This is a genomic window from Mycobacterium sp. pR1184 (assembly GCF_041287235.1).
GTDB lineage: Bacteria > Actinomycetota > Actinomycetes > Mycobacteriales > Mycobacteriaceae > Mycobacterium.
The window spans coordinates 537,725-548,347 of record NZ_JBGGKR010000002.1; the positions used below are offsets into that span (position 1 = coordinate 537,725).

The 10,623-nt window shown below is 67.5% G+C and carries 11 protein-coding genes and 1 pseudogene; 6 read left to right on the top strand and 6 right to left on the bottom strand.

All coding sequences use genetic code 11. The annotated features are described in order from the left end of the window. Nucleotides 1–5: 5 nt before the first annotated feature. The 3 genes from ACAG21_RS05865 to ACAG21_RS05875 are packed head-to-tail and all read right to left on the bottom strand — an operon-like array spanning nucleotide 6 to nucleotide 2,568. Nucleotides 6–1,022 carry an ABC transporter substrate-binding protein gene (locus ACAG21_RS05865; RefSeq protein ID WP_370495008.1) on the bottom strand — a complete coding sequence of 339 codons (1,017 nt, stop codon included), beginning with the start codon at nucleotides 1,020–1,022 and terminating at the stop codon, nucleotides 6–8. After that, nucleotides 1,019–1,756, bottom strand: coding sequence for an ABC transporter ATP-binding protein (locus tag ACAG21_RS05870; protein ID WP_370495009.1), 738 nt, complete (start codon nucleotides 1,754–1,756; stop codon nucleotides 1,019–1,021). Before ACAG21_RS05870 ends, ACAG21_RS05865 begins: the two co-directional genes overlap by 4 nt. Further along, entirely contained in the window at nucleotides 1,753–2,568 is an 816-nt protein-coding gene (locus ACAG21_RS05875) for an ABC transporter permease (protein ID WP_370495010.1), read from the bottom strand. Before ACAG21_RS05875 ends, ACAG21_RS05870 begins: the two co-directional genes overlap by 4 nt. Before the next feature lie 240 nt (nucleotides 2,569–2,808). Here ACAG21_RS05875 and ACAG21_RS05880 point away from each other — a divergent pair, with 240 nt between their 5' ends. Beyond that, nucleotides 2,809–3,222 (top strand): Zn-ribbon domain-containing OB-fold protein, encoded by a 414-nt coding sequence (locus tag ACAG21_RS05880; RefSeq protein ID WP_370495011.1) that lies wholly within the window; start codon nucleotides 2,809–2,811, stop codon nucleotides 3,220–3,222. Nucleotides 3,223–3,239: 17 nt separating this feature from the next. After that, nucleotides 3,240–4,385 (top strand): thiolase family protein, encoded by a 1,146-nt coding sequence (locus ACAG21_RS05885; RefSeq protein ID WP_370495012.1) that lies wholly within the window; start codon nucleotides 3,240–3,242, stop codon nucleotides 4,383–4,385. A gap of 83 nt (nucleotides 4,386–4,468) precedes the next feature. Here the strand turns inward: ACAG21_RS05885 and ACAG21_RS05890 are convergent, their stop codons facing one another. Beyond that, the gene (locus ACAG21_RS05890; RefSeq protein WP_370495013.1) at nucleotides 4,469–6,118 is read right to left on the bottom strand and encodes a DNA repair helicase XPB; all 1,650 of its coding nucleotides are present in this window, start codon (nucleotides 6,116–6,118) and stop codon (nucleotides 4,469–4,471) included. Nucleotides 6,119–6,214: 96 nt separating this feature from the next. Then, on the bottom strand, nucleotides 6,215–8,467 hold the full coding sequence (locus tag ACAG21_RS05895) for a helicase-associated domain-containing protein (protein ID WP_370495014.1): 2,253 nt from the start codon (nucleotides 8,465–8,467) through the stop codon (nucleotides 6,215–6,217). Between the two features lie 138 nt (nucleotides 8,468–8,605). Between ACAG21_RS05895 and ACAG21_RS05900 the strand changes: the two genes are divergently transcribed. Genes ACAG21_RS05900 through ACAG21_RS05915 form a run of 4 tightly spaced genes read left to right on the top strand, consistent with a single transcriptional unit; the run spans nucleotide 8,606 to nucleotide 10,250 of the window. Beyond that, a complete protein-coding gene (locus tag ACAG21_RS05900) occupies nucleotides 8,606–8,806 on the top strand; it encodes a hypothetical protein (RefSeq protein WP_370495015.1) in 201 nt (66 codons plus the stop codon). A gap of 12 nt (nucleotides 8,807–8,818) precedes the next feature. Further along, nucleotides 8,819–9,346: a cyclic pyranopterin monophosphate synthase MoaC gene (gene moaC, locus ACAG21_RS05905; protein WP_370495016.1), complete on the top strand. Its 528-nt coding sequence runs from the start codon at nucleotides 8,819–8,821 to the stop codon at nucleotides 9,344–9,346. Then, nucleotides 9,346–9,828 carry a molybdenum cofactor biosynthesis protein B gene (locus ACAG21_RS05910; RefSeq protein WP_370495017.1) on the top strand — a complete coding sequence of 161 codons (483 nt, stop codon included), beginning with the start codon at nucleotides 9,346–9,348 and terminating at the stop codon, nucleotides 9,826–9,828. The genes moaC and ACAG21_RS05910 overlap by 1 nt, the downstream gene beginning before the upstream one ends. Then, complete coding sequence (locus tag ACAG21_RS05915; RefSeq protein WP_370495018.1) at nucleotides 9,825–10,250, top strand: molybdenum cofactor biosynthesis protein MoaE; 426 nt, start codon at nucleotides 9,825–9,827, stop codon at nucleotides 10,248–10,250. Before ACAG21_RS05910 ends, ACAG21_RS05915 begins: the two co-directional genes overlap by 4 nt. 31 nt (nucleotides 10,251–10,281) lie before the next feature. Here ACAG21_RS05915 and ACAG21_RS05920 read toward each other — a convergent pair. Further along, nucleotides 10,282–10,623 (bottom strand): annotated as a pseudogene (locus tag ACAG21_RS05920) (resuscitation-promoting factor RpfA); the annotation flags it as partial.

Sequence of the window (10,623 nt, forward strand, 5' to 3'; positions counted from 1 at the left end):
CATCGTCACGAAGTGCCGCTCACCGCGAGCACACCGTTGAACCTACGGTCGACCCACTTGGCGAAGTCGGGCGCCTCCGGAATTTGGTCGGCGGCCGCGAAAAGGTCGGCGAGGCGTTGTTCGGCGGCCACCACCTTGTCGTCGAGCGGAACAGGAAGCCGCAGTAGGTGGCTCTGCGCGAGCTCGGCGATCTTGATGTCCAGGCCCACGGACTTGGCGTACTTTTTCGCCCACTCCGACGGGTTGTCGCGCGCCCACTGGGCGGCCCGCTGGTAGCGGACCAGCAGATCGCCCAGCACGGCGTTGCGCTTCGGGTCGGTGAGTGCCTGAGTGGAGGCGCTTCCGAACTGATAGCCGTTTTCGGCCGTCCCGATATTGCGCACCTTCAGCGTGAGGGTGGCTTGCGACGTATAGGGCTCCCAAATCACCCAGGCATCGCCCTGCCCGTTGGCGAATGCCGACAGTGCATCGGCGGGCTGCAGGAACACCAGCTTGACGTCCTTGGCCGTCAGTCCGACGTCGGCGAGGTGCTCGAGCACGTTGGCGTGAGCGGCGCTGCCCTTGGCCACCAGAATCGTCTTGCCCTTCAGGCTCGGGACCGAGTCGATCGGCGAATCGGCGCGCACCAGGATCTGCTCGCCGCTCTGGGCGCCGTCCCACGCCGAGACCACCCGGGTTTTCGAGTTGGCCGCGGCGCCGAACACCGGTGGGGTGTTGCCGGTGACCGCGAAATCGATCTTGCCCGCTGTCAACGCCTCGATCTGCGGAGGCCCGGACGTGAACGTCGAGAACGCGATTTTGTACGGCAGCTTGTCGAGTTCACCGGCGGCACGCAAAAGTGCTTGGGTACCGCCCTTTTGGTCACCGACTTGTAGCGTGACCCCGGCCAGCTCGGATACCGGAACGGACGCCGGCACGGCGATCAATTGCGGCCCCAACGACCGTGAAACGCACCCGGGCGTGGCGGTCACCAATGCCAGCACCAGTGCGGCGCGAATCGCGATGCGGTGCTCGGCTTTCAAAGCCGAACGCCGAGCTTGTCGAGAAGATCGGTGCGGTAGTGGTCGTGCTGGGCGGTGCGCTCGGACGGGGTGGGGCGCGGTGCTTCGATCTCGATGGTGTGGGCGACGCGGCCGTCTTCGAGGACCAGCACCCGGTCGGCCAGCTCGATCGCCTCATCGACGTCGTGGGTGACCAGCAGTACGCCGAATCCGTGGCGACGCCACAGATCGAGCAATAGCGCGCGCATCGAAAGCCGGGTCAGCGCATCCAGCGCGCCGAACGGCTCGTCGAGCAACAGCAGCTGGGGTTCGGCCACCAGTGCCCGAGCCAGTGAAACCCGTTGTGCCTGACCACCCGACAGCGTCAGCGGCCATGCCGCGGCATGCTCGGCAAGGCCGATCTCGCCCAGCGCCTGCTCCGAGCGGGCCCGGGCCGCCTCGGGCGAGAGGCTGGTGCGATTAAGGCCGTAGCGCACGTTGGTCAGCACGTCGCGCCACGGGAACAGCCGCGGCTCCTGGAAGGCGACCGCCGGTGCCCCGGCGACCTCGCGCTCACCGGTGTGGTCGGGGGAAAGCCCTGCCAGCACCCGTAATACGGTCGACTTGCCACAACCGCTGCGGCCGACCAGCGCGACGATCTCGTGGGTGCGGATCTCCAGGGAGATACCGTTGAGGATCTGCCGGCGGCCGTACCACTTGTCGATGTTGTTGAGCCTGCCGACGACTGCGGTCCGTCGCTCGGATGTCAGTGTCATGTGCGATACCTCAGGGCTCGATGTTCCAGCGCGCGGACAATGGCATCGGTCCCGATGCCCAGCAGCGCGTAGATGACCAGGCAGAAAATGATGATGTCGATGCGCAGGAAATCGCGGGCGTTGTTGATTAAGAACCCAATGCCCTTGTCCGCGTTGATTTGTTCGGCGACGATCAGGGTCAGCCAGGCGATCGCCAACGACTGCCGCAGCCCGACCAGCACCTGCGGCGCCGCACTCGGGAAGATGATCGTGCGCAGTCGCTGCCAGAGCGAAAAGCCAAGAACATCAGCGGTTTCCAGCAGTTTCGGGTCGACCTGCTTGATCGCGGATACGGTGTTGAGGTATAGCGGGAAGCTGACGCCGAGCGCGACCAGCAGTACCTTCGGCAGCTCGCCGATGCCGAACCACAGGATGAACAGCGGAATCAGGCCCAGGTGCGGGAGCGCGCGCACCATCTGCAACGGCGGGTCGACGGTCGCCTCGAACCACCGCGACAGCCCGACCGCCACGCTCAGGGCTACACCGATCACGCCGCCGAGCAGCAGTCCCTCCACCACGCGCAGCCCGGACACTTCCAGGGCCTCGACGAGCTTGCCGTTTCGGATCAGCTGTAGGCCGGCATCGAAGATCAGCTGCGGGGCCGGCAGCACGTTCTGGGGGATCAGGCCGGTGGCGCTGAGGAGCTGCCACACCAGCAGCAGCACCAGCGGTGAGGAGATCCGGATGATCGCCCGGCGGCGCTGTCGGCGGGGCTTGGCGACCGTAGCCGCGGGCGCAGATCCGACGGCCGTCTCGGCGGGAATGCTGACCATGTATTCGAGGAACCTCTGGGGAGCGCGGGATCGCGAATGGACGGCGACGGCGGTGTCCGATGTAAACGCTAGGTGGGCTGGGCCAGCGGCTGAAGGGTTTGGCTCCGGGTGACGGGAATGGCTACCCTGCCGCCGCCGCAAGGTATGAGAATGTGGTTTCCACTTTTCGGAAAGCTGTTATACGGTTCAGTCAGAATTGTTCTTTTGGTGCACCCGCGGACGTTCCTGGAGGACCCCTCAATGCAGAAGGCACTCGCCCCCGAGATTTCGACCTGGCCGGACGAGAACCCGCAGCTGATCGGTAGTCGGTGCGGTGATTGCGGTGCCACCACCTTCCCGGTGCAGGAGCGGTGCCCACGCTGCAGCGGCGGCTCGATGAGCGACGTGCTGTTGCCGCGGACCGGAACGGTGGTCGCGTGGACGACCCAAGGTTTCCCGCCCGGGGCCCCCTACGCCGGTCCGACCGGCAAGGACTTCGTGCCGTTCGGCGTGGGTCTGGTGCAGCTCGGTGACGTGATCCGGGTCGAGGGCCGCTTGACCGAGAACGACCCGGCCAAACTGCAGTTCGGCCAGGAGGTGGAGCTCACGATGGTGCCGTTCACCACCGACGCCGACGGCAACGAGATCATCACGTTCGCCTTCCAGCCGGTTTAGATCCAGGAGACTCCGAGATGACCAACGACGTCGCCATCATCGGCGTGGGCTTGCACCCGTTCGGCCGGTTCGAGAAGACCGCGATGCAAATGGGCGCCGAGGCGATCCAGTCCGCTTTGACCGACGCCGGAGTCGGGTGGAAAGACATCCAATTCGGCTTCGGCGGCAGCCACGAAGTGTCCAACCCGGACGCAGTGACCCGGCTGGTCGGGCTGACCGGCATCACGTTCACCAATGTCTTCAACGCCTGTGCCACCGCGGCCAGCGCCATACAGCAGACCGCCGACACCATCGCGCTGGGCAAGTACGACATCGGCATCGCCATCGGCTTGGACAAGCACCCGCGCGGGGCGTTCACCGACGACCCCGCGAAGCTGGCGCTGCCGCAGTGGTACGCGCAGAACGGGCAGTTCGTCACCACCAAGTTCTTCGGTATGAAGGCCAACAAGTACCTGCACGACCACAACATCTCGCAGGAAACCCTGGCGCGGGTGGCCAACAAGAACTTCCGCAATGGCGCACTGAACCCGAATGCCTTCCGGCGCAAGGAGATCTCGGTCGAAGAGATCCTCAACTCCAACGTGCTCAACTACCCGTTGACCCAGTACATGTTCTGCGCGCCCGACGAAGGTGCGGCGGCGGTCATCATGTGTCGCGCCGACATCGCGCACAAGTACACCGACAAGCCGGTGTACGTACGCGCCTGCGAAATCCGCACCCGCACGTTCGGTGCCTACGAGGTGCATGCCACGTTCGCGCCCTTGGATGAGGACGTCTCGCCGACGGTGTACGCGTCCAAAGCGGCCTACGAAGCCGCGGGCATCGGCCCGGAGGACGTCGACGTCGCCCAGCTTCAGGACACCGACGCCGGCAACGAGGTCATCCACATGGCCGAGACGGGGCTGTGCGCCGACGGTGAGCAGGAGAAGCTGCTGGCCGACGGTGCCACCGAGATTCACGGCTCGATGCCGGTGAACACCGATGGCGGGCTGATCGCCAACGGCGAGCCGATCGGTGCGTCGGGGCTGCGACAGGTGCATGAGCTGGTGCGTCAGCTGCGTGGCGAGGCCGGCGACCGTCAGGTGCCGGGCAACCCCCGGGTCGGTCTGGCGCAAGTGTACGGCGCTCCCGGAACCGCCTCAGCGACGATCCTGTCGCTCTGATCACTTTTCGCCGAGCGTGCTGTCACTGCGAGAAATCGCCGAAAAACTCGCAGTCAGTGCACGTTCGGCGCCGAAGTCGACGACTAAATCGCCGGTCCCAGAAGGTCGTCCGCGTCGCGGATGATGTAACCGTAACCCTGCTCGGCCAGGAAGCGCTGGCGGTGCGCGGCGTATTCGGCGTCCAGACTGTCGCGGGCGACCACGGAGTAGAAGATGGCGCCACCGCCGTCGGCCTTGGGGCGCAGTAGGCGGCCCAGCCGTTGGGCCTCCTCCTGTCGCGAGCCGAACGTTCCCGAAACCTGTACCGCCACTGAGGCTTCCGGCAGGTCGATGGAGAAGTTGGCCACCTTGGACACCACCAGTGTCGAAATTTCGCCGGTGCGAAAGGCGTCGAACAACGCCTCGCGTTCCTTGGTCTTGGTGGAGCCCTGGATCACCGGGGCGTTCAGCTCGGCGCCGAGCTCGTCGAGCTGATCGAGGTAGGCGCCGATCACCAGGGTCTGCTCGTTGGGATGCTTCGCCAGAATCGACTTGACCACAGCAATTTTGGTATGCACCGTCGAACACAGCTTGTACCGCTCTTCGGGTTCGGCGGTGGCGTAGATCATCCGCTCGTTGTCGGTCATCGTGACCCGGACTTCGACGCACTCCGCCGGCGCGATCCAGCCTTGCGCCTCGATGTCCTTCCACGGTGCGTCATAGCGCTTCGGGCCGATCAGGGAGAACACGTCACCCTCGCGGCCGTCTTCGCGGATCAGCGTAGCCGTCAGGCCGAGGCGTCGCTTGGACTGCAGGTCGGCGGTCATCCGGAACACGGGCGCGGGCAACAAGTGCACCTCGTCGTAGACGATCAGCCCCCAGTCGCGGCTGTCGAAGAGCTCCAGATGCGTGTATTCGCCCTTACTGCGGCGGGTGATCATCTGGTAGGTCGAGATGGTGACCGGCCGAATTTCCTTGCGCTCGCCCGAATATTCGCCGATCTCGTCCTCGGTCAGCGAGGTGCGCGCGATGAGTTCGCGTTTCCATTGCCGGGCCGCGACGATGTTGGTGACCAGGATCAGCGTCGTCGCACTGGCCTTCGCCATCGCGGCGGCGCCGACCAGCGTCTTGCCGGCGCCGCACGGAAGCACCACCACCCCGGAGCCGCCGGCCCAGAACGAGTCCGCGGCCAGCCGCTGGTAATCGCGTAGCTCCCAGCCCTCCTGGTCCAGGCTGATCGGATGTGCCTCACCGTCGACATACCCGGCCAGATCCTCTGCGGGCCAACCGATCTTGAGCAGCATCTGCTTGACCCGGCCACGTTCGCTGCCGTGGACGATGACGGTGTCGTCGTCGATGCGGGCACCCAGCATCGGCGCGATCTTCTTGTTGCGCAGCACCTCTTCGAGCACCGCGCGATCCAGGCTCACCAGCGTCAACCCGTGCGCCGGGTTCTTGACCAGTTGCAGCCGGCCGTAGCGGGCCATCGTGTCGACGATGTCGACCAGCAGCGGTTGCGGCACCGCGTAGCGCGAGAAGTTGACCAGTACATCGACGACCTGTTCGGCGTCATGCCCGGCGGCGCGGGCGTTCCACAGCGCCAGCGGGGTGATGCGATAGGTGTGCACGTGTTCGGGTGCGCGCTCGAGCTCCGCGAATGGCGCAAGCGCGGCGCGCGCCGCGTCGGCCAGCTCGTGGTCCACTTCCAGCAGCACCGTCTTGTCGGACTGCACGATCAATGGTCCGTCAGTCAATGGCGCCGTTCCTCCTCATCGCGCTTCGCGTCCCCTCGCCGCTGCGCGGCTGGGGGCGCCCCCACTGCATCGTCGTCGGCGCGGGTCATGGCTCCATTATCCGTTGTCTGCCGACACCACCGACGTGATGCGGTGGATCGCGAAGTCGCGCAACCTTCCCAACGCCGAATCGAACGCCACCAGCTGGCCGCCTCGAACGGCAATCGGCGACACCATCCGCTGGCTGGCCACGCCCGCGGCATCGAGGTAGCCGATCACCAGTGTGTCCTGATTCTTCGCCGCATCCGCCAGCAGCGAAATCGCGGCCGCCGGGTCGACGCGGCTGCTGCCGAACGGTGCGGTGGTCACCTTGCGCAACACCGAGACCACCGCGTTCAGCGTCTCGGCGTTCGGTCGTGATGCCGGGCGGTAGGGCCGGCGCTGCTGCGGCGTAGGCACCCGCGCCCGCCGCGGACGCACGTCGACGATGGCGCCGGTCGAATCTTCGGCGGCCGGGGCAAATCCGGCAGCCCGCAGGGCGGCCAGCATCTCGGCGATCGGCGCGGGAGAGACGGCCACCGTCGGGGCCAGTGCCCGCAGTTGCAGGTCCTCGCCCGCCGCGACCGCCTGGGCCAACAGTGCCGGGTCTTCGCAGCGCACGAACGAGGCGGCCATGCCGATGCGCAGCTGGCCGTGGCGCCGCGCAACGTCATCGATGAGATACGTAAGCCCTTGCGGCACTGGTGTTTTAGAGTGGTTGGCGAAAAATGCATGCATCCAGTCGCGGGTCTTACCGACGTCGAGCGCATGGCGGATCGACTGCTCGCTGATGCGGTACACCATCGCCGCCCCGGCGGATTCGACGTTGGCCACGGTCGCCAGTTCCTCGGCGAGGTCGCGTTCTAGCGGCCCGGGCACTACGACGGTCAGGTCGGCCTGCACCAGGAAGTGGTCGATCGGTTTGGGCAGAGCCCGCGCCATGGCGTCGACCGTGGCGGAGAAGTCGATGGTTTCGGCCAGCAGCGCGCGGCCGGGTGTGCTGATCGCCCCGCGGCCCACCAAGCCCAGCGCGTGGCTCTCGGCCAGTAGATCGGCCAGCGGACCGGGCTGCAGCCGCCGGGTCCAGCGCGGTCGCCGCCAGATCAGCGCCGCCGACGCCGAGGTCGCGTCGACGCCGGCGCCCGCGGGCAGGTCGGCGAGCATGCCCAGCAGCAACCGCCGGTCCAGTGGAGCCGCCGTCGAGTACAGCGAATCCGACAGGGCCGCATAGGGTTTGCCGTCCGGGCCGCGACCGCCGATCAGCGCCGGCCGGCCGGGGAGATCGAGCCAGGCGCTGGCCAGTAGGTGCCATCGCTCGGCGGCCGACATCGCGGCGAAGCGGTCGGCGGCCACCGTCGGCGCCCAGTACAAGCCGTCGGCGTTCTCCGGCTCCGGATCGGGCGTGCCATTAGCGATCAGCCCGGCCGCGGCCGCCACCTCGAGCACCAGGCCGAGCCGCGGCTCGTCGATGCCGGTTGCCTTGGCCAGTCGCTTGACTTCGCGTATTCCCAGACCACCGCTGCGCAGCTCGGAAACCGGGGTAGTGCCAAGGCTTTCCAGCAGCACGTCGAACTCACGCAACAGGTCGATGACGGCGCCCGCGGCCGAGGCGTCGACATCGTCGGAGGTCGTCGTGGACACCACCGGGTCGGGTTCGGTCAGCTGCATCGGGCCGGGCTGCTCGCCGCGCAGCACCTGCGCGACGTGGCGGGGCAGGATGACCGTCTCGGCGTCGACCCGGCGCAGCAGCCCCATGGCCAGCAGCTGCGGCACCGGCCGATCCGCCGGAGCGCCGGGCGCGGCGTCGCGGGTGCGTCCCATCGGAGAGCCTTCGAGCAGCTTGTCCAGCACCTCCCGCTGCGCCTGGTTGAGCCCGTTGATCAGCTCCGAAATCTGTTCGCCGGTGCGTGTGGCGTCCTCGAGGGTCACCTGCCCCGGATGCCAGGGCAACGCCAGGCCGGCGTCGGGGGCCATCCGCGTCGCAACGTCGCCCCACACCAGGGCACGCCGCCGCAGGTCGTCCAGCGCCTCGAGCACGTCGGCCTCGGGAGCGCGGTCGTCGATCAGCGCCAGCAGCTTGGCGGTCGGCACGGGCGTGCTGTCCGCATGCAGCACCAGCAGGGCGTCCAGTACCGCCAGCCGAAGGAAGTCGAGCTCGTCGGTGGCAGCCTTGACCGACTGCCGTGCCCCGGCGCGCGCGGCCAGGGCCGCGATGTTGCCGGGAGGCGGCTGGGCAAGGTCCGGCCGTAGTTCCAGTAGTTGGATCAGCCGCTCGTCGGGCAAGTCGGCCAGCCAGGACCCCAGCGGGATATCCGGGGTGTTGTCGGTCATTGCTGACCAGCGTAAAGCAGCTTGCGGGTGGTCCGGCGGCGACGACTATGCACCAGGGCCTGCGGCCGGCTGTGGGGAAGAACTCTGCAACCCCGACTAGCGCCACGCGCGCGGGCAGGACCTGTCAGAATGTACGGCGTGGCTGACATTGCTGAGAGCAAGGCGGGCAAAACCAGGTACGTCGATAACGGCTGGCCGACGACGGACCCCGACGACCATGCGGTAAGCGAGCTGGTGACCGATCGCACGGGTGCGCTGTCGCCGTTCGGTGACCTGGTGTTCCCGGTGGAATCCGACCACCTGCCCTACGTTCACCCAGTTACGGTCATCAACCGATAGGTATTGCCACCGATGGCTGGGGCATCCGGGGCTTCCAGACCCGAACAGGCCTGGCAGTCGGAGCAATCCCGCCCGGACGCACTGTCGCACCTCGATGAGCGCGGCGCGGCACACATGGTCGACGTCAGCGAAAAGGGAGTCACCAAGCGCACCGCCGTCGCCGCGGGCGCCTTGCGCACCACCGCGCACGTCGTCGCGCTGATCTCCAGCGGCGGTCTGCCCAAGGGTGATGCGCTGGCGACCGCCCGGGTGGCGGGGATTCTGGCAGCCAAGCGCACCAGTGACCTGATCCCGTTGTGCCACCAACTCGCGCTCACCGGAGTGGACGTCGATTTCACCGTGGGGGAGTCGGATATCGAGATCATCGCAACGGTGCGCAGCACCGATCGCACCGGCGTGGAGATGGAGGCGCTGACCTCTGTCAGCGTGGCCGCGCTTACGCTTTACGACATGATCAAGGCGGTTGACCCGGCGGCCCGTATCGATGATGTGCGCGTGCTCCGCAAGGAGGGTGGCAAGACCGGAAGTTGGGCGCGCTGATGGGCGCCCGATCCGCACGCATCATCGTCGCGTCGACTCGGGCCTCCGACGGTGTGTATACCGACAAATGCGGCCCGATCATCGCGGAATGGCTTGAGCAGCACGGGTTTTCGGTCACAGAACCGGAAGTGGTCGCCGACGGGAACCCGGTCGGAGAGGCGCTGCGCAACGCACTCGACGACGACGTCGACGTCATCCTCACCACGGGTGGCACCGGGATCTCGCCGACCGACAGCACCCCGGACCAGACCGTCGCGGTGGTCGACTACTTGATTCCCGGCCTGGCTGAGGCGATCCGCCAATCCGGGCTACCCGACGTGCCGACGTCCGTGCTGTCGCGCGGCGTATGCGGCGTGGCCGACCGGACGCTGATCGTCAACCTGCCCGGCTCGCCCGGTGGCGTACGTGACGGCCTGGGAGTGCTTGCCGACGTGCTCGACCACGCCCTCGACCAGATCGCGGGCAAAGACCACGAGCGATGACGGTCGTCCTGCGTGCGGCGATGACCGACCAGCCGATCTCTCTGGCCGAGCATGAAGAACTGGTAGGCCACCGCTCCGCCGGGGCCATCGTCGGGTTCGTCGGCATGATCCGCGACCACGACGAAGGGCGCCGGGTGGTGCGGCTCGAGTACTCCGAGCATCCGTCGGCAGCGCAGGTGATGGCGGAGGTGGTGGCCGAGGTCAGCCAGGCTTCCCACGGCGTGCGCGCGGTCGCGGCCAGCCATCGGATCGGCGTGCTGCACATCGGCGAGGCGGCATTGGTGGCCGCGGTTGCCGCCGACCATCGACAGGAAGCATTCGCCACCTGCGCTCAGCTGGTCGACACCATCAAGGCGCGGCTACCGGTCTGGAAGCACCAGTTTTTCGACGACGGAACCGACGAATGGGTGGGTTCGGCCTAGCGCCGTCAATTCAGCGCCGGTCCCACCCGCGTCAGTTGACGGGGGCAGGCTGCGCCAGCGAGTCCAGGGCGTCGTTGCCGTTGACGTCTTCGCCGCGAATCGCTTCCCACAGTTTCTGCGTGTAGCCGACCTTCGTGGCCTGCTGCACGGCGTCCGCGGGCAGGGGTGCGTCGACGGGCGGCGGGGCGTCCGCGGGCGGCGGAGCGTCGGCGGGCGGCGCCGGCGGCAGCGCGTCAGCCGGAGGCGCCGGCAGGTCTGCGGGTGGGGCGGGCGGCAGATCGGCCGGGGGCGGTGCCGGTTGGTCGAAGGACGCCAGCTGCACCGGTGCGGGCGGCGGAGGAGCGTCCGGTGGCGGGGCGTCGGCCGGCGGCGG